Source organism: Streptomyces sp. NPDC048696, from assembly GCF_043198895.1.
In the GTDB taxonomy this organism is placed as follows: Bacteria; Actinomycetota; Actinomycetes; order Streptomycetales; family Streptomycetaceae; genus Streptomyces.
In genome coordinates this window covers 268,733-287,018 of sequence record NZ_JBICVJ010000009.1, presented here as the reverse complement: position 1 = coordinate 287,018, position 18,286 = coordinate 268,733, and the positions used below count along the sequence as shown (strand labels likewise).

17 protein-coding genes are annotated in these 18,286 nt (G+C 71.6%); 10 read left to right on the top strand and 7 right to left on the bottom strand.

The features are described 5' to 3' along the window. Nucleotides 1-25: 25 nt before the first annotated feature. Entirely contained in the window at nt 26-955 is a 930-nt protein-coding gene (locus tag ACGFRG_RS21280) for a slipin family protein (RefSeq protein WP_361421386.1), read from the top strand. Nucleotides 956-1,097: 142 nt separating this feature from the next. Here the strand turns inward: ACGFRG_RS21280 and ACGFRG_RS21275 are convergent, their stop codons facing one another. Further along, complete coding sequence (locus ACGFRG_RS21275; protein WP_393265987.1) at nt 1,098-2,135, bottom strand: DUF3533 domain-containing protein; 1,038 nt, start codon at nt 2,133-2,135, stop codon at nt 1,098-1,100. Between the two features lie 180 nt (nt 2,136-2,315). On the opposite strand from ACGFRG_RS21275, the gene ACGFRG_RS21270 reads away from it, so the two are divergent. Both ACGFRG_RS21270 and ACGFRG_RS21265 read left to right on the top strand, forming a co-directional pair. Further along, the gene (locus tag ACGFRG_RS21270; protein WP_393265984.1) at nt 2,316-5,819 is read left to right on the top strand and encodes a DNA polymerase III subunit alpha; all 3,504 of its coding nucleotides are present in this window, start codon (nt 2,316-2,318) and stop codon (nt 5,817-5,819) included. Nucleotides 5,820-5,956: 137 nt separating this feature from the next. Further along, nucleotides 5,957-6,985: a hypothetical protein gene (locus ACGFRG_RS21265; RefSeq protein WP_361421378.1), complete on the top strand. Its 1,029-nt coding sequence runs from the start codon at nt 5,957-5,959 to the stop codon at nt 6,983-6,985. A 32-nt stretch (nt 6,986-7,017) separates the two neighbouring features. Here the strand turns inward: ACGFRG_RS21265 and ACGFRG_RS21260 are convergent, their stop codons facing one another. After that, nucleotides 7,018-7,755, bottom strand: coding sequence for an SDR family oxidoreductase (locus tag ACGFRG_RS21260; protein ID WP_393265981.1), 738 nt, complete (start codon nt 7,753-7,755; stop codon nt 7,018-7,020). A gap of 87 nt (nt 7,756-7,842) precedes the next feature. Between ACGFRG_RS21260 and ACGFRG_RS21255 the strand changes: the two genes are divergently transcribed. Continuing rightward, on the top strand, nt 7,843-8,517 hold the full coding sequence (locus ACGFRG_RS21255) for a TetR/AcrR family transcriptional regulator (protein ID WP_393265978.1): 675 nt from the start codon (nt 7,843-7,845) through the stop codon (nt 8,515-8,517). A 296-nt stretch (nt 8,518-8,813) separates the two neighbouring features. Beyond that, nucleotides 8,814-9,692, top strand: a complete 879-nt coding sequence (locus tag ACGFRG_RS21250) for an alpha/beta fold hydrolase (RefSeq protein WP_361421369.1) — start codon at nt 8,814-8,816, stop codon at nt 9,690-9,692. Between the two features lie 94 nt (nt 9,693-9,786). Here ACGFRG_RS21250 and ACGFRG_RS21245 read toward each other — a convergent pair whose 3' ends face one another. Further along, nucleotides 9,787-10,848 (bottom strand): lytic polysaccharide monooxygenase, encoded by a 1,062-nt coding sequence (locus ACGFRG_RS21245; RefSeq protein WP_393265974.1) that lies wholly within the window; start codon nt 10,846-10,848, stop codon nt 9,787-9,789. A gap of 190 nt (nt 10,849-11,038) precedes the next feature. On the opposite strand from ACGFRG_RS21245, the gene ACGFRG_RS21240 reads away from it, so the two are divergent. Further along, nucleotides 11,039-11,563, top strand: a complete 525-nt coding sequence (locus ACGFRG_RS21240; protein ID WP_393265972.1) for a GNAT family N-acetyltransferase — start codon at nt 11,039-11,041, stop codon at nt 11,561-11,563. Here ACGFRG_RS21240 and ACGFRG_RS21235 read toward each other — a convergent pair. Continuing rightward, on the bottom strand, nt 11,497-11,859 hold the full coding sequence (locus ACGFRG_RS21235; RefSeq protein WP_393265969.1) for a winged helix-turn-helix transcriptional regulator: 363 nt from the start codon (nt 11,857-11,859) through the stop codon (nt 11,497-11,499). The two genes, ACGFRG_RS21240 and ACGFRG_RS21235, sit on opposite strands and share 67 nt — an antisense overlap. Nucleotides 11,860-12,017: 158 nt before the next feature. On the opposite strand from ACGFRG_RS21235, the gene ACGFRG_RS21230 reads away from it, so the two are divergent. Both ACGFRG_RS21230 and ACGFRG_RS21225 read left to right on the top strand, forming a co-directional pair. After that, nucleotides 12,018-12,596: a carboxymuconolactone decarboxylase family protein gene (locus ACGFRG_RS21230; protein ID WP_393265967.1), complete on the top strand. Its 579-nt coding sequence runs from the start codon at nt 12,018-12,020 to the stop codon at nt 12,594-12,596. 29 nt (nt 12,597-12,625) lie between these two features. Further along, nucleotides 12,626-13,330 carry a class I SAM-dependent methyltransferase gene (locus ACGFRG_RS21225; RefSeq protein ID WP_393265964.1) on the top strand — a complete coding sequence of 235 codons (705 nt, stop codon included), beginning with the start codon at nt 12,626-12,628 and terminating at the stop codon, nt 13,328-13,330. Nucleotides 13,331-13,429: 99 nt separating this feature from the next. On the opposite strand, the gene ACGFRG_RS21220 is transcribed toward ACGFRG_RS21225, so the two are convergent. Further along, a complete protein-coding gene (locus ACGFRG_RS21220; RefSeq protein ID WP_393265961.1) occupies nt 13,430-13,930 on the bottom strand; it encodes a DUF402 domain-containing protein in 501 nt (166 codons plus the stop codon). Further along, complete coding sequence (locus tag ACGFRG_RS21215; protein WP_393265958.1) at nt 13,911-14,849, bottom strand: GNAT family N-acetyltransferase; 939 nt, start codon at nt 14,847-14,849, stop codon at nt 13,911-13,913. Before ACGFRG_RS21215 ends, ACGFRG_RS21220 begins: the two co-directional genes overlap by 20 nt. 77 nt (nt 14,850-14,926) lie before the next feature. Between ACGFRG_RS21215 and ACGFRG_RS21210 the strand changes: the two genes are divergently transcribed. Further along, on the top strand, nt 14,927-15,301 hold the full coding sequence (locus ACGFRG_RS21210; protein WP_361421345.1) for a GntR family transcriptional regulator: 375 nt from the start codon (nt 14,927-14,929) through the stop codon (nt 15,299-15,301). A gap of 323 nt (nt 15,302-15,624) precedes the next feature. Here ACGFRG_RS21210 and ACGFRG_RS21205 read toward each other — a convergent pair whose 3' ends face one another. Beyond that, nucleotides 15,625-16,728: a DUF5925 domain-containing protein gene (locus tag ACGFRG_RS21205; protein ID WP_188275177.1), complete on the bottom strand. Its 1,104-nt coding sequence runs from the start codon at nt 16,726-16,728 to the stop codon at nt 15,625-15,627. Between the two features lie 153 nt (nt 16,729-16,881). Between ACGFRG_RS21205 and ACGFRG_RS21200 the strand changes: the two genes are divergently transcribed. Beyond that, entirely contained in the window at nt 16,882-18,285 is a 1,404-nt protein-coding gene (locus ACGFRG_RS21200; protein WP_393265953.1) for a xylan 1,4-beta-xylosidase, read from the top strand. Nucleotide 18,286 lies beyond the last annotated feature (1 nt).

Genomic DNA, 18,286 nt, shown 5'->3' with positions numbered 1-18,286 from the left:
CCGATTCGGACCCTTGGGGGCCGTGATGGTCGAGGCATTGGTGGCGGCGGCAGTGGCTGCCGGATCCGCCGGGCTCGTGTACGTACTGGCGGCGGCCCGGGTCGTCAAACAGTACGAACGCGGTGTGGTCTTCCGGCTGGGAAAGCTCAGGGACGGGGTGCGCGGCCCCGGGTTCACGTTGATCCTTCCCTTCGCCGACCGGCTCCACAAGGTGAACATGCAGATTGTGACGATGCCGGTCCCGGCGCAGGACGGCATCACGCGGGACAACGTCACGGTCCGGGTGGACGCGGTGATCTACTTCAAGGTGGTCGACCCGGCCGACGCGGTCATCCAGGTGGAGGACTACCGCTTCGCGGTCTCCCAGATGGCCCAGACCTCACTGCGCTCGATCATCGGCAAGAGCGACCTCGACGATCTGCTCTCCAACCGCGAGAAGCTCAACCAGGGCCTGGAGCTGATGATCGACAGCCCGGCCATGGGCTGGGGCGTGCAGATCGACCGGGTGGAGATCAAGGACGTCTCGCTGCCGGAGACGATGAAGCGCTCGATGGCCCGTCAGGCCGAGGCCGACCGGGAGCGCCGTGCCCGGGTCATCAACGCGGACGCGGAGCTCCAGGCGTCGAAGAAGCTGGCCGAGGCGGCCGGCGTGATGTCGCAGCAGCCCGCCGCGCTCCAACTGCGGCTGCTCCAGACGGTGGTGGCGGTCGCGGCCGAGAAGAACTCGACGCTGGTCCTGCCGTTCCCGGTGGAACTGCTCAGGTTCCTGGAGCGGGCGGCCCCGCAGGGCCCGCAGCCCACTCCCGAACCCCCGGCGGCGCAGGCCCATTCGAGCCTGTTCGAGGCCGGGGAGGGAACGGAGGCGGAGCTGGAGGGCCCGCCGGGCGGCGAGACACCTTCCATAGACGCCATAGACGAGACGCCTTCCTCCGCCGAGGGGTCGGAGGTTCCGTGAGCCTGACTCCCTGACTCAGGGCTCGGAGGTCTGTGAGCCCGGCTCAGGGTCCGGTGGTCTGTGAGCCCGGCCAGGGCCGGAGGGTCTGTGAACCCGGCCGTGGAGTGCCAATTGCCGTACGGCAGAAGGGCTCTTGCGCTCCTTATGCCCTCGCCCCGACCTCCAGTGCCTCGTCCTCGGGATGCTCGCCCCGCTGGCGCAGTACGGCCATGACCATCGTGACCAGCGCGCCGCCCACCGCCCAGGCGGAGAGCACCAGGAGCGGCCCGGTGACCGCGTTGCCCCTGAAGTACGCGATGGAGCGCGCCACCCAGGTGCCGGCGCCCGGCGGCAGCGCGGGCCCGATCGCCTTCCAGAACGGCGGGAGCAGCGGATACGGATAGGCGCCGCCCGCGCTCGGATTGCCGAGGACCACGATGACCAGGATCGCGAGCCCGATGCCGACGATCCCGGCGAGCCCCTGGAAGGCCAGGGTCGTGGCGCCGACGGCGAACACGATCAGCGCGCCGAGCCCCGCGAGGCCGAGGTAGCTGCCGGGGAGCGCGCCGAGCACCGGCCCGATGATCAGCGCGCCGAGCAGCCCGGCCGCGATCGCGTACACCGCGAGCGCGGCGAGGCGGATCACTGCCCGCTGGACGTTGGCGGGCCGTGCGCCATGGCTGATCGCCAGGATCGCGGCACACAGGTAGCCGCCCACGCACCAGCCGACGACCAGGTAGAACGACGACAGGCCACGGGTGTCCTTCGGGTCCGCCGGGGCGACGTCCACCACCCTCACGGTGCGCTGCTCGGCCTTCTCGATCGTCGTCATGACCAGCTCGACGGCTCCTGAGAGGGACGCCCCGCCGCCGCTCGCGACGAGCAGGGTGTCGGTGGTGGAGGCCGGGTCGACGATCAGCGCGGCGTCGAGATCGCGCTCGCGCAGCTTCTTGACGGCCGCGGCCCGGTCGGCGACCGCGCGGGCGTCCAGCGCGCCGCCTGGCACCGCGTTCAGCCGCTGCACCGCCTGGGCGCTGATCTGCGGGGGCGCGACCACCCCGAGCGGGACGTCCTTCGGCTTGGGGCTGTGGAAGGCCCCGGCGTAGGACGCGATGAACGCGACCATCAGCCCGAGCACCCCGATGACCAGCAGTGCGGCCCGCACGGTGACGGCGTTCTTCACCTCGTCGAGGAAGGTCATGCCCTCACGCTCCGGGGCGGGCGGGGCCCGCGCAGTCAGGGGTGGGCCGAATGGCTGACAGCCGCCCGGCCCGTCTCCGCTGTTCGAACAAGTAGCTCGAACGGATGTCGTACGCATGTTCGAAAAATGGTTTATGGTGAAGGAGGGGGAACGTGAGAACGACTGGTCCAGGAGGTGCGGATGCCCGGTTTCACGCATCTGCGCACCGTTTCGGGGTACTCCCTGCGGTACGGGGCTTCCCACCCGGAACGGTTGGCCGAACGCGCCGCCGAACGGGGGATGGACGCACTCGCTCTCACCGACCGGGACACCCTCGCCGGTGCCGTGCGCTTCGCCAAGGCATGCGCGAAGGCGGGGGTGCGCCCGCTCTTCGGGGCCGACCTCGCCGTCCCGGAACACCCCCTCGAAGGCCTCCGGCAGGCCCCCCGCGCCCAGCGGCAGCGGACCCCGGTCCGGGGTGGCGCCTTCGTCGACGAGTCGGCGCCGCGCGCCACCTTCCTCGCCCGGGACGGCGCCACCGGCTGGGCCGGGCTCTGCCGTCTGATCACCGCCGCCCACGCGACCGCCGACCGGCCCGTGCTTTCCTGGCCCGCGCTGCCCGCCGACGGGCTCACCGTGCTGCTCGGACCCGACTCCGAGGTCGGCCGGGCGCTCGCCGGGGGCCGCCCGGACCTGGCCGCGCGGCTCCTCGCGCCCTGGCGGGAGATCTACGGCGACGCCCTGCGGCTGGAAGCCGTCCACCACGGCCTCCAGGGCACCGGGCCCGGCTCGCTGCGCCTGGCCGCCCGCACGCTCGGCTTCGCCGCCGAACAGGGTGTCCCGGCCGTGCTGACCAACGCCGTACGGTACGCGGACGCCGGACTCGGTCCGGTCGCCGACGTCCTGGACGCGGCCCGCCGGCTCCTCCCCGTCGACCCGGGCAAGGGGCTGGACAGCGGTGAGCGCTGGCTCAAGGACCCGGCCGCCATGGCGCGCACCGCCGAACTGGTCGCCGAGGCCGCCGGGCTCCGCCGGGACGCCGCCCACCGGCTGCTCGCCACGACCGAGGAGACCGCCGCCGTGTGCCTGGTCGACCCCGCGGAGGAACTGGGCATCGAGAAGTACAGCTACTTCCCGGAGCCGTACCTCGTCGGCGCTGCGGGCCGCACCCCGCAGCGGGTCCTGGCCTCCAAGGCCGCCGCCGGCATGGTGCTGCGCGGCCACGGCCACGACCGTGCGTACTGGGAGCGGATGCACCACGAGCTGGACATCATCGCCTACCACGGCTTCGCCTCGTACTTCCTCACCGTCGCCCAAGTCGTCGACGACATACGGAAGATGGGCATCCGGGTGGCCGCGCGCGGCTCCAGCGCGGGCTCGCTCGTCAACCACCTCCTCGGCATCGCCCACGCGGACCCCGTCGAGCACGGCCTGCTGATGGAGCGCTTCCTGTCCACCCGGCGCTTCGTGCTGCCCGACATCGACATCGACGTCGAGTCCGCCCGCCGCCTCGACGTCTACCGCGCGATCATCGACCGCTTCGGCGCCGACCGGGTCGCCACCGTCTCCATGCCCGAGACCTACCGGGTCCGCCACGCCGTACGGGACGTCGGCGCCGCCCTGTCCATGGACCCGGCCGAGATCGACCGGATCGCCAAGTCCTTCCCGCACATCCGGGCCCGCGACGCCCGCGCCGCGATGGCCGAACTGCCCGAGCTGCGCGAGATCGCGGCGGAACAGGGACGGCACGGGCGGCTGTGGGAGCTGGTCGAGGCGCTGGACGCGCTGCCGCGCGGGATCGCCATGCACCCCTGCGGGGTGCTGCTCTCGGACGCCTCGCTGCTGCGCCGCACCCCCGTGGTGCCGACCAGCGGCGAGGGGTTTCCCATGTCCCAGTTCGACAAGGAGGATGTGGAGGACCTCGGGCTGCTCAAACTCGATGTCCTCGGGGTGCGGATGCAGTCGGCGATGGCGCACGCGGTCGCCGAGATCGGCCGCACCACCGGCCGCCGCCTCGACCTCGACGACCCGCGCCAGGTGCCGCAGGGAGATCTGCCGACCTACCGGCTCATCAGGTCCACCGAGACGCTCGGCTGCTTCCAGATCGAGTCGCCGGGCCAGCGCGATCTGATCGGACGGCTGCAGCCCTCGACCTTCCACGACCTGGTCGTGGACATCTCGCTGTTCCGCCCCGGCCCGGTCGCCGCCGACATGGTCCGGCCGTTCATCGAGGCGCGGCACGGCCGCGCCCCGGTGCGCTACCCGCACGAACACCTGGCGGACGTCCTGGGCGAGACCTACGGAGTGGTCGTCTTCCACGAGCAGATCATCGAGATGGTGAACCTCATGACCGGCTGCGGCCGGGGCGAGGCCGACCGGCTGCGGCGCGGGCTCTCCGACCCCGAGTCGCAGGAGAAGGCCCGTGTCTGGTTCGCCGAGCGTGCGTCGCGCACGTACTCGCCCGAAGTCGTCGACCGCACCTGGGAGATCATCAAGGCGTTCGGCTCCTATGGCTTCTGCAAGGCGCACGCCGTCGCCTTCGCCGTGCCGACCTACCAGTCCGCCTGGCTCAAGGCCCATCACCCGGCCGCCTTCTACGCCGGGCTGCTCACCCACGACCCCGGGATGTACCCCAAGCGGCTGCTCCTGGCGGACGCGCGGCGACGCGGGGTGCCCATCCTGCCGGTGGATGTGAACCGGTCCGCGGTCGCCCATCAAATCGAACTGGTGTCCAATAGTCGGGTCTGGGGACTCCGGCTCGCCCTCGCGGACGTCCAGGGAATCAGCGAGGCCGAGGCGGCCCGCGTCCAACAGGGGCAGCCTTACGCCTCGTTGCTCGACTTCTGGCAGCGGGCCAGGCCGAGCCGTCCCGTCGCCGAACGGCTCGCCCAGGTCGGTGCCCTCGACGCGTTCGGCGCCAACCGGCGCGACCTGCTGCTGCACCTGGCCGAACTCCACCGCGCCCAGCGGGCGGTCGGGTCCGGCGGCGGCCAGCTCCCGCTGGCCGACGGGCGGCGGACGGCCCGCGCCGGGCTGCCCGACCTCGACGACGCGGAACGGCTCAGCGCCGAGCTCGGCGTCCTCGGCATGGACACCTCCCGCCATCTGATGGTGGATCACGAGACGTTCCTGAAGGAGCTCGGCGTGGTCTCGGCCAAGCGGCTGCGGGACGCCAGGCACGGTGAGACCGTCCTGGTCGCGGGCGCCAAGGCGGCCACCCAGACCCCGCCGGTCCGGTCCGGCCAGCGGGTCATCTTCACCACGCTCGACGACGGCACCGGCCTGGTCGACCTCGCCTTCTTCGGCGACAGCCACGCCGCCTGTGCTCACACTGTCTTCCATTCCTGGCTCCTGCTGGTACGAGGGGTGGTGCAGCGGCGCGGCCCGCGCAGCCTCAGCGTGGTGGGCGCCGCGGCCTGGAACCTGGCCGAACTGGTCGAACTGCGCCGCGAGGGCGGCCTGGACGCGGTCTCCGCCCGTTTGTCGACCCCGTCCGAGGCGTCGTCCAAGGCGTCGTCCGACGAGGGGAGTGGCGACCGGGAGGACAACAAGGAAGGGGGCCGGACCGATCGGGGCGACGACGGTCGTCGTATCGAGTTGTCCACGGGGTACCGACTGAACCCTTGGGCCGACCTCCAGCCCGCCGGCGAACGATCCGCCACCGGAAGGAAGTTGTGGCATCAGAGCCCGGGGAGCGCGGGATGATCCTCTGCGTGCGATTCCATATGCCTCCTGGTGATAGTGGGTCCACTGGGCGGACCGACGGCGCTGACGGGACCGCGACTGCCGGGGCTGGCAGGGCTGGCGGGGCTGTCAGGCGTACGGGGCCCCGCGCCGCCGCCATGCGTGCGGGCGGCACCGGGGTCGAGGCCGTGCTTCCCGCGCTGTTCGGGCTGCTCGGCGGCCTCACTCCCGCCGTTCAGGCCCTCCCGCCGGACTCCGCGCTCGTCGATGTGCGGGGCGCCGAGCGGTACTTCGGGTGGAACGCGGCCCAGCTCGCCTCCGTCCTGCGGGTCAGGGCGCTCGCGCACTGCGGAGTGGGCTGCACCATCGGCGCCGGACCCAACCCCATGCTGGCCAGGATGGCCGCCCGGGCCGCCCGGCCGGGCACGACCCTGGTGCTGTCCCCGGACGAGGTGACGGAGTTCCTCGCGGAGAAGCCCGTCGTCGCGCTGGACGGGGTCGGCCCCGCGACCGCCCGTACCCTCTGCTCGTACGGGCTCGACTCGGTCGGCAAGGTCGCCGCCGCGCCGCTCGCCACCCTGCAGCGGATCGTCGGCGCGCGCGCCGGGCGCGAGCTCCACGAGCGAGCCCTGGGCATCGACCGTACGACCGTCGTGCCCAGCACCGCCGCGCACCCCTGGCTGTCACCGGGAGGCGCCCCCGCCCTCGGTGCCGAACGCTCCTTCCCCCGCGACGAGGTGGACCCCGAGCGCCGACGCCGTGCGCTGCTCTCCCTCGCCGAGGAACTGGGCGTCCGGATGCGGCGGGACGGGCAGGTGTGCCGCTCCCTGACCCTGACCGTGAGGTACGCCGACCGGTCCACCACCACGCGCGGCCGCACCCTGCGCGAACCCACGGCCCACTCGCCCGTGCTCACCGCGCTGGCGTACGCGATCCACGACTCGCTCGGCCTCCAGCGCGCCCGCGTCCGGGGCATCTCCCTGCGGGCCGAGGGGCTGATGCCCGCCCGACGAGCCTCGCGGCAGCTGACGTTCGACCCGACGGACGACCGTGTACGCCGTATCGAGGCAGTGGCCGACCGGGCCCGAGCCAAGTTCGGTCAGAACGCGGTCGTCCCCGGGGCGTTGGCCGAGCCGAGCGCGACTGTGGTGGCCGGTGGTGCCGGCACCCTGGCTGACGCCGCCTGATCCGCGCTCGGCCTCACCCGCCCCCTCGCGTACTACGCGCCGGACGAGAGCCGCGCGCCGCCGTCCACGGTGAGGACCACACCCGTGGTGAAGCTGTTGCCTATGAGGAACGCGATGGCGTCCGCGATGTCCTCGGGGGCGCCGCAGCGGCCGGCCGGGGTGGACTTGGCGTACGAGGCGAAGGTTTCGGCCTTGGCGTCCGCGTCCATCCAGTCCCACCACGGCGTGTCCACGATGCCGGGCGAGACCGCGTTGACCCGGACCGGGCCCAGCTCGACCGCGAGGACGGGAACCATCGCCGCCACCGAGGCGTTGACCGCGGCGAGGCCCGCCGTGCCGGGCATCGCGGCGCCCGCCGACGCGGCGGTCAGGAAGGTGAGGGACCCGCCGGGGGAGAGGACCTCAAGGGCGGCCCGGGCCGTGAGGGTGTGCGCTATCAGCTTTCCCTCGGACGCCAGGCGCAAGGCCTCCGTCGTCACCGACCGGAACGGTCCCGCCGCGGTCGACCCCGTGGCGGCCACGACCACATGGTCGGCCCGGCCCAGGTCGGTGAAGAACCGCAGGGTGGCCGCCTCGTCCCGGGCGTCCACGACCTCGCCCGTCGCCGTGCCCACCGCGCCCTCCACGGCGCTCAGCTCGGCCAGCGCGGCCTGCAGCCGCTCGGGGGAGCGGCCGGTGACGACCACGTCCCGGCCCTCGATGAGCTGGCGCCGGGCGGTGGCCAGGCCGATGCCGGACGTGCCGCCGATGACCACAACTCGCTCGTTCATGACGTGCCTTCCATGCTTCGAATGATTTCCGGTGCTCCGTGTCTCGTAAAGAGTATTCCGATGCACGGTGTCTTGTAAAGTGGTCCCATGGAGAATCGGGAAAATTCCTCGAAGAAGGCGGGTGAGGGGTCGGCGCCCCGCGGGCGGCCCCGCAGTGAGACCGCCCGGCGTGCCGTGCTGGACGCCGCGTTGGAGCTGTGTCAGCGCGACGGCTACCAGGAGCTGACGATGAAGGGGATCGCCGACGTCGCCGGCGTCGGGCGTCAGACCGTCTACCGCTGGTGGCCGACCAAGCAGGACGTTCTGATGGAAGTTCTGGTCGAGCTCCCGCACCGCGCCCCGGACCGGCTGTTCCCCGACACCGGCAGCGTCCGCCACGACGTCGAGGAACTGCTCCGCTACACCTTCCAGTTGACCCAGGGCGTCACGGGCCGGGCCCTTGTCGGGCTGATGGCGGACGCGCAGGGCGACGCCGAGCTCTCCCGGCGGTTGCAGGAGTCGGTGATCGGCCCGCGCCGGGAGGTGCTGCGCCGGATCCTCGAACGCGGGGTGCGGCGCGGCGAATTGAGCGAGACCGGCGGCGCCTCGCTGGACCTCGCGGTCGACTTCGCGTTCGGGGTGATGTGGTACCGGCTGCTCAGTCGCCATGCTCCGGTCGACGACGCGCTCGCGGCCGAGCTCGGCATGGCGGTGTGCAAGCTGCTCTCGGCCGATGAGGGTGACCGGGGTCGCCGGGAGGTCGCATCGGCTGATCACGGCTGATCGCTGCTGAGTGCGGGCGGCTACGGGCGGCTGTGGGCGGCCAGGGGGGGCGTCGCGAGGTGCGGTGAAGTGTGCGCGGCAGGTGGTCGTGGTGGTCGCGGTGGTTGCCGTGGTGACCAGCGGTCGCCGCTTTGCCGCGCGTAGTGGTCGTGGGTGCCGACACGTCAGTTTTTTACTGACGCGTAACTTCACTCTCAGGCTACTGGTGCGTAATTTGGCGGGCGAACAGCACTTGTGGTCCGGATCACAGGATGCGTGTCATCGCAACTCCCCTTGAGCCGCAAGGAGATCGCCCGATGCTGCCCTGGAAGCCCCGCCATCCCTGGAAACGTGTGCTCAGACCACTGGCCGCGGTGGTGCTCGCCGCCGCGGTCACCACCCTTCCCGCCACCGCCGCGCACGCTCAGTCCGCGCCCACCAGCGGCTGGAACGACTACGCGTGCAAGCCCTCCGCCGCCCACCCCCGCCCCGTCGTCCTGGTGCACGGAACCTTCGGGAACTCCGTCGACAACTGGCTGGCCCTCGCCCCGTACCTGGTCCAGCGCGGGTACTGCGTCTTCTCGCTCGACTACGGACAACTCCCGGGCGTGCCGCTCTTCAACGGGCTCGGCCCGATCGAGAAGTCGGCCGGACAGCTCGACGGTTTCGTAGACAATGTGCTCGCCGCGACCGGCGCCCCCAAGGCCGATCTGGTGGGTCACTCCCAGGGCGGCATGATGCCGCGCTGGTACCTGAAGTTCCTCGGCGGCGCCGCCAAGGTGAACACCCTGGTCGGCATCGCGCCCGACAACCACGGCACCACCCTGCTCGGCCTCACGGCGCTGCTGCCCTACTTCCCCGGCGCCGGCGACCTGCTCAAGGCCACCACCCCCGGCCTCGCCGACCAGATCGCCGGATCGCCCTTCCTGGCCAAGCTCAACGAGGGCGGCGACACCGTCCCCGGGGTGCACTACACCGTCATCTCCAGCCAGTACGACGAGGTCGTCACCCCGTACCGCTCGCAGTTCCTCGACGGGCCGGACGTCAACAACGTCCTCATCCAGGACAAGTGCGTCCTCGATCTCTCCGAGCACGTGGCGATGGGTCTGGCCGACCGCATCACCTACCACGAAGTGGTGAACGCGCTCGATCCCGCGCACGCGACACCCACGACCTGCGCGTCCGTCATCGGCTGAGTTCCCTCTGAACACAACGCGGCCCTCTCACTTCTACGAAGTTAGGAGAGAGGGCCGCGTTGTTGTCGCTGGACCAGCCGCTGGGCCGCCGGGATCAGCCGCTGTGGCGGCTGCCCGTGGCGGCCTTCCGGCGAACAGTGGCGAAGAGGACCACAGCACCGGCGGTCAGGGCGCCCGCGCCGCCGATCGCGAGATACGTGGTGGAGCCGCCCCCGCCCGTCTCGGCAAGGTTCTCGGTCCTGCCCGAGTCCGCCCCGGCGGGAGCGGCGGCCGCGCCGTCCGGCTGCGGTTGGTTGCCGGAGCGGGACGTGCCGCCGGACTTCTCGACGACCGGTCGAGCCGGTGCGCCGGCGCTCGTCCGTGCGTCATCGTCCCCGTGGCCGTGGTGCTCCACGGTCGACTTGGCGGCGCCGTCCTCGACCTGCCGCTCGGTCGGCGCGGAGGCCGTCGGGGCCGGCGCGGATCCGGCACCGGCGCCGCTGTCCTTGCCGAACACCACGTCCGAGCAGGTGTAGAAGGCCTCGGGACTGTCCGAGCGCTGCCAGATCGAGTAGACGAGATGGCGGCCGGACTTGGCGGGGAGGGTGCCGTCGAAGACGTAATCGCCGTTCCGCATCGCCGGGTTCATCGCCTTGGCGAAGGGCGTGGGCTCCAGGTCCGACCACTTCAGCGGCTTGGTGGGGTCGTAGCCGTCCTTGGTGATGTACAGCTCGAACGTGCCCTTGTGGGGTGCCGTGCCCTTGTAGTGGAACGTGTGGCGGCCGGCGGTCAGCTTGGTGGACGGCCAGTCCGCGCGCGCCAGGTCCAGACCCTTGTACTTGTCGTTGCCCGCGCTGCAGAGCTTGCCGTCGGGGATGATCTGCTTCGACTTGCCCGCCGCGTCGGCGATGTTGACCGCGTTCCAGTCGTAGAGGGCCTGGGTGCCGCCGGCGGCGACGGCCGCCTTGCACGCGGCCGAACGCGGGCTCTCCGGCCCCTCGGCGTAGCAGGCGGAGACCCGGCTGACCGGGTCCGTCATCGAGCCGTGGGCGGCCGCCGAACCGGCCGCGAGCCCGGTCAGCGCGAGCGGCGCCACGGCGAGGGCGGCGACGGTGGCGGCCTTGCGACGACGGGGTGCCCCCTGCTCGAACGCGGTGGAGAGCTTGGGGAAGGTCATCGACGTTCTCCTTCGGTGCTGCACGGGGGTGGCGTCATGGGGTCGTGCCACGGGGTGGGCGTGCAGCACGCTAGCCGTCAAAAAACGTGAAATCGCCTGTGGGGGAGGGGTGATGGCGATCTTTATGGCGCTGTTAAGGGGCCGCTGAGAGGCGATTAAGAACGGGCCGCGCCAGCCGTACGGTGGGGGCATGATCCTCATGAACAACGGCATCCATGACGATGCGTTCGATGACATCAGGCCCGCCCTGGCCGCCGACGTCGCGCGCGTGAAGGCCGTCACCGACGCGGCCTACCACCACTACATCGAGCGCATCGGGCTGGTGCCCGCGCCCATGGAGGCCGACCACGCGGCGAATGTGGCGGCGGGGCTGGTGTTCGTGACGGGGGAGCCGGTCGTCGGTGTCCTGGTGCTGGTCCCGGAGGCGGACCATCTCTTCCTGGATTCCATCGCCGTGCACCCGGACGCCAGGGGTTCGGGCCTCGGCAAGAGGCTCCTCCACTTCGTGGAGGAGCACGCCCGCCGACTGGGGCTCGCCGAGGTGCGGCTCTACACCAACGCCAAGATGTGGGAGAACCGGCGGATGTATCCCCGGTACGGATACGAGGTGGTGGAGCGGCGGGTGGACGGGCCCTACGACCGGTTCCACTACCGCAAGGTGCTCTCCCCGCCGTCGAGGCCGTCGAGTTCGGCGGCCCAGCTCTCGGACCACTGACTCAGCCCGGCGAGCGCGGCGCAGGCCTGGCGGCCGAGCGGCGCGAGCCGGTAGTCGGTGCCCGGGGCCTGTTCGACGAGACGGGCCTCCCGCAGCTCGGCGAGCCGCTGGTGCAGCACGCTGGAGGACATCCCGTCGCACCGCTGCTGGAGCGGCCGGAAGCCCAGGGGGCCCGCTTCCTGCAGCTCCCACAGGATGCGCAGGATCCACCGGCGGCCGAAGAGGTCGAGCGCGGCCATCAGCGGCCGCCCGGTGGTCGAGCCGCGCACCTCGCGCCCCGGCATGGGTGTGGTCATGGCTGCCTCCCCGGCATCGGCTGTTCGTCGCTGACTGCTCACCGCTCACCGCCCGCCTCTCTGGCGCTTCGGATTCAGAGACGGTACCGTGAATGTCCCAGCGCTTCTGAATTAGAAGCATCGGATGCCACTGCTGTGCCAGCCCGCCTGGAGGAGCAATGACCGCCCGCATCGTGCCACTTGAACCACCGTACGAGCCCGGGACCGCCGCTCTGCTGCACCGGATGATGCCGGACTCCGAGCCGATCGGTCTCTTCCGCGCCCTCGTACGCAATGTCCCGCTCGCCGAAGCCATGCAGGAGTGGGGCTCGTACATGCTGGGGCGCGGTCTGAGCGTCGGGCGGCGCGAGCGGGAGATCGTGATCCTGCGGACCTGCGCGCGGCGCGGCTGCGCCTACGAATGGGGCGTCCATGTCGCGCACTTCGCGGACCGCGTCGGGCTCGACGAAGGGCAGGTGGCTTCCCTCGCCGGGGGCGGGGCGGGCGACGTCTGCTGGACCGGTGAACGCGACCGGCTGCTCATCGAGCTCGTCGACTCGCTGTGCGACACCGCCGACGTCGACGATGTGCTGTGGGCGCGGCTGACCGGGCACTTCGGTGATGAACAGCTCCTCGACCTGCTGGTGCTCTGCGGTTGGTACCACGCGGTGAGCTTTGTGGCGCGGGCCGGCCGACTGGCACCGGAGCCGGGCGCTCCGGGCTTGGCGGACCACGCGTCCGGTGGCTTGCGGGGGTGACTGTCAGTGGTGGGTGTCACGATCGGTGCATGAACATCGACCGCATCGACGCGACCCTTGCCAGCGACGCCGACGCCGACGACATCAAAGACGCCGACGGCGCCAACGCCAATGACGCCGACGGCGCCAACGACGCCCGTGATCCCATCGATTGGGACGAAGCTGCGGACACCTTCGACGAGGAGCCCGACCACGGGCTGCGCGACCCGGCCGTGCGCGCGGCCTGGGCCGAGCGGCTGGCCGCGTGGCTGCCGGAAAGCCCCGGGGACCTGCTCGATCTCGGGTGCGGTACGGGAAGCCTCGCCCTGCTCGCGGCCGGGCGCGGGCACCGGGTGACCGCCGTCGACCTCTCGCCCAGGATGGTCGAGCGCGCCCGCGCCAAGCTCGCCGGGACCGGCGCCGAGGTGCTGACCGGCGACGCGGTCCGGCCGCCGGTGGACGGGCGGAGCTTCGACGTGGTGCTGGCCCGGCATGTGGTGTGGGCGCTGCCCGACCCGGCCGGGGCGCTGCGGCACTGGTGGTCCATGCTGCGGCCCGGCGGGCGGTTGATCCTGGTCGAGGGGGTCTGGGGATCCGTCGGCATACCCGCCGATCGGCTCACCGAAGCGCTCGCAACGCTGGGTGGACAGGTGCGGTACGAGCGGCTGTCCGGGGACGCCCGGCTGTGGGGGCGCGAGGTGGTCGACGAGCGGTACGTGGTGGTGGCCGTCGCGGGCGAGGCGAGAGCCAGCTGACCCGGAGAGGCAAGAGCCAGCTGACCGGGAAAGGCAAGGGCCAGCTGGCTGGAGAGGCAGGGGGCGGCTGGCCGGGAGCAGTCGGCCGACCGGCGACGGTCAGTCGAGCAATGCCGTGAACTTGCCCAGCCTGGCGAGGAGTTCGAGCTCGTCAAGGGCTTCCTCGGCACGGGACGCCGCGTCCGGGTCGCGGGCGGTCAGGCCGCTCGCGAGGAACTCGTCCTCGTCCAGGCGGAGCACGGTGGCGCCGTCGGCGGAGACCCAGAGGTCCAGGTCCAGGTCCTCGGAGACCACTTCGCCGTCGCGGACCACGGCGGGGCGGGCGATGTCGCAGTACCAGCCCTTGAGCGACGCGTCGGCGGCCCGTACCTCCTTCACCGCGTACCACCGGTCCCGCCAGTAGTGCTCGGTAAAGACGTCGCCCGGCTCGAACCGGACGAAGCCGAAGTCGCGGACGCCGTCTCCTGCCCAAGCGGCGTGCACGGTGAGCCGGGTGCCGTCGTCGGACACCGCCGACGCCGGGTAACTGATCTTCGTACGGCCGGATTTGACCAGTGTGACCGAGAGGAGGGTGCCGGGGTCAAGCGAGTTCGTGGACATGCTGTATCTCCGTGGCGCAGATTTCGTAGCCGAACCATTGGTTGATCGCCAGCATCGGGGCGTTCTCCGCGTCATTGGCGGTGAAGGCGTCGGTGTAGCCGGCGGTGCGGGCGCGGTGCAGGGATTCGTTCTTGGCGAGCTTCGCCAGGCCCCGGCCGCGGAACTCCCGCAGGGTGCCCGTCATGGCGGACAAGTAGCGGGTGTCGCCGTCGGTGTGGGCGGCGGTGAAGGCGGCGACCCTGCCGTCGACCTCCACGACCATGGTGAGGTCGCGGTCCAGGCAGGGGTGGTGCCAGGTGTGGCTGAGCCAGTCGTCGTAGTCCGTCAGGTCGACGTCGACGTCGCCCGGTTCATCGGCGGTGACCTCGGCGTCGGCGGCGAAGACGGGGCGGGGATCGTCGGTGTAGTGGGCGGCGGTGCGCAGTTCGACGCCCGGGGGCAGGTCCTCGGGTGAAAGGCGAGGAGGGAGGGCGCCGCCTGCGAGGTCGACGCGTTGCCAGTGGGCCGCCCGCGAGGGGTGGTAGCCACGGTGTTCGGCGAAGGCGCGGGTGGCCGGTGTGTCGTCCACGGTGCAGTGCACCGAGGTGGCGCCCGCGGTCGCCAGGTGTTCCTCGGCGCTGCGGGCGAGCAGGGTGCCGGCGCCACGGCCCCGGTGGTCGGGGTGGACCTGGAGCGAGAGGAACGCCTGTCCAGGGAGCGGGCTGTCGTAGACGATGCCCATGCGGGCCGTGCCGATGACGGTGGCGTTCTCCTCGGCGACCAGGAGGAGGTAGTGCTGAGCCGGGTTGGCCCGGGCCACGTTGAACGTGACGGCTTGCGGGGTCGTCACCAGATGCGGGGCCACCGCACGGCGTATCCGGACCACGGATTCGGCGTCGAGGGGGTCCTCGGCCCGGAGAGCTCGGACGATGACGGTCATGTGGTCGCACGCTACGCGCGCGGCGAGGTGGGTGCCTCCCATTTTCGCCGGACGCGGGGGAGGGGGAGAATCGGGCTGTGACCCTGAAGATCGTCATTGACCAGGAAGCCGCGAGCGCGCCGTACGAGCAGCTGCGGGCCCAGATCGCCGAGCAGGCTCGGGCGGGGGTGCTGCCCGTGGGATACAAGCTGCCCACGGTGCGCGGTCTCGCCGAGGACCTCGGACTCGCCGCCAACACCGTGGCCAAGGCCTACCGCGCGCTGGAGGCGGACGGGGTGATCGAGACGCGCGGCCGCAACGGAACCTTCGTCGCGGCGGCGGGTGACGCCGCGGAACGCCGTGCCGCGTCAGCCGCTCAGGCTTACACGGAGGAGGTGCGACGGCTGGGACTGAGCCGCGACGCGGCGCTGGCGGCGGTGGAGGACGCGGTGCGGGCGGCGTACGACGACTGAGTCGCCCTCGCCCGGGCGGGGACACGGGGGTGTTCGGCCCCAACTCCGCACGCTTCGGGCCTCGCCGACGGGGCGGCGACATGGGAGTGTTCGATCCCAACCCCGCGCGCCTCGGGCGTCGCGCCCACGCCCCTGCCCTCCTGGCCGGGCCCCGCAGTCTCAGCCCCGCGCGCCTCGGGCGTCGCCGACGTCCCTGCCTTCCTGGCCGGGCTCCGCAGTCTCAGCCCCGCGCGCCTCGGGCCTCGCCCCTCACCCCGGCGACCCGTGCCCGCCTCCCCGACGCGACACCCCGATCCGTCCGCCCCCACCCCGTGCCTCGCGCCCTACAGATACAGCCCCGCGTCCACGTCCTCCCGCGGGTCCGGGACGCTGGGGGGTGTGGATCCTCGGCGCAGGGCGAAGAGTTCGGCCAGGGTCGCCCCCTCGCGGCCGACGCCCTCCTCCGTGCCCAGCCATGTCACGGCCTCGCGGCGGGTCATGGGGCCCACCGAGATACGGGCCAGACAGCGGCCGGGGCGGACGACGGCCGGGTGGAGGCGTTCGAGGTCTTCGTTGGTGGTGACGCCGACCAGGACGTTGCGGCCCTGGCCGAGCAGGCCGTCCGTCAGGTTGAGCAGACGCGAAAGGGCCTGGCCCGCCGTGTGCTTGGCCTCGCCCCGGATCAGCTCGTCGCAGTCCTCCAGCAACAGCAGCCGCCAGCGGCCCTTCGCGGTGCCGTCGTCCTCGCCGATCGCGATGTCCATCAGATAGCCGACGTCGTTGAACAGGCGCTCCGGGTCCAGGACGCAGTCCACCTGGCACCAGTCGCGCCAGGAGCGGGCCAGGGTGCGCAGAGCCGAGGTCTTGCCGGTGCCGGGCGGGCCGTGGAGCAGGAGCAGGCGGCCCGCGATGTCGTCGGGGGTCACCTTCATCAGGCGGTCCATCGCCTCGGCGACCGGTGCCGTGTAGTTGGGCCGCACCTCGTCCCAGGTACCGGCGGCGATCTGACGGGTGGTGCGGTGCGGGCCCCGGCGCGGGGAGACGTACCAGAAGCCCATCGTGACGTTCTCCGGCACCGGTGCCGGTTCGTCCTCCGCGCCTTCCGTTGCCTGTTTCAGGACGCGTTCGGCAAGGTCTTCGCTGGTCGCGGTCACCGTGACGTCCGCGCCCCGGTTCCAGCGCGAGACCAGCAGCGTCCAGCCGTCGCCCTCGGCGAGGGTGGCGCTGCGGTCGTCGTCCCGGGCCGCGCGCAGCACCTTGGCGCCCGGGGGCAGCAGGCTGACACCCTTTTTGACCCGGTCTATGGAGGAGCTGTGCGAGAACGGCTGCTCGCCCGTGGCGAACCGGCCGAGGAACAGCGCGTCGACGACATCGGACGGGGAATCGCTGTCGTCCACATTCAGCCGGATCGGCAGCGTGGCTTCAGGGTTCGCGGACATGGCGCCCATGATCCGGCAACATTCCCCTCCGCGCACGGTGTTTTGTCCCGTTGGACCCGCGTCGCCGACGGAACCGGGAACCGGGGCGGGGCGTGGGACGTTCCATCAGTGTTCGGTTGAAAAAGACGCGAAAGGCAACTCTCGTAGATAGGCTGGATCGTGATGCGTCGTCATGTGGGGGCTTCCATCGTGCTGCTCGGCCTGGTCGCGGCCGTGCTCACGCTGGCCCTCGCCATGAGCGGCGGCACGACCGGCTCGTCCGACGGCAACCCCGCCAACGGCAAAAGCACTGACGGCAAAAGCACTGAGGGCAAGGACGGCGCCGCCTCCGGCGGGCCCACCGGTCCCGCCCGTGGCGACCCCGAGCTCGGCTGGGGCTTCACGCACACGCAGTACAGCGCGGACAGCGGATCGCCCGACGCCGTGGCACGCGCCCGCAAGCTCCTCGCCGGGCAGCCCATGCCACAGGACCAGGCCATCATGGGCTGGGGCGCGGGCAACCCGGAGCCGTCGCCGGGCACGTACGACTTCGCGGATCTCGACCGGCGCATCGCCTTCATCCGGTCGACCGGCTCCACACCCGTGATCACGCTCTGCTGCGCGCCGGACTGGATGAAGGGCGGCAAGCCGGGCGAGACGAACACCGACTGGAGCCTCAAGTCCTTCGAGTCCGCGCCCCTCGCGACCCACTACCAGGACTTCGCCGACCTCTCCGCGACCGTCGCCAAGCGTTATCCGGATGTACGGCACTTCGTGGTGTGGAACGAGTTCAAGGGGTTCTTCGACGACAGCAGCCAGCGCTGGAACTACGAGGGATACACCCGGCTCTACAACCTCGTCTACGACGAGGTGAAGAAGGTCAACAAGGACAACCGGGTCGGCGGGCCCTATCTGGTGATGGACAGCTACGGGCCGAAGGACACCCAGTTCGGCTCCGAGCTCAAGGGCTCCTGGGGCTCGGTCGACCAGCGGGTGCTCGACGCCTTCCGGTACTGGAACGCGCACAAGAAGGGCGCCGACTTCGTGGCGGTCGACGGCGCCGGGTTCACCCGCGACAACCAGATGCCGCCCGATCCCTTCACCTCGCTCGACAAGTTCACCGATGTCGGCCGCTGGCTGCGCAAGGAGTCGGGCGGGCTGCCGCTGTGGTGGTCGGAGTACTACGTGGAGCCCGAGAACTCCGGGTGGAGCGAGGGCCGCCGGGTCGCCGCGCAGGCCGCCGTGATGATCGCCATGGTCCGGGGCGGGGCGACCACGGGGTTCTACTGGAGCCCACAGCAGACCACGGCCCAGTGCCCGGGCTGCCTGTGGGACGCCACCCAATTCCCCGACGGGGGCACCCCGTTGCCGATGTACGGGCTGGTCTCCCGGTTCGCCAGGGAGTTCCCGCCCGGCACCCGGTACGCGCCCGTCGGCTCGGCCGCCGAAGACATACCCGACGTACGGGTGCTGGCGAGCGACAGGACCGTCCTCGTCGTCAACACGCTGGACCACGCCGTCCAGGCCCGGGTCGACGGCCGGTCGTTCCCGCTGACCGCCTACGAGGTGCGCTGGCTCAACCGCTGAC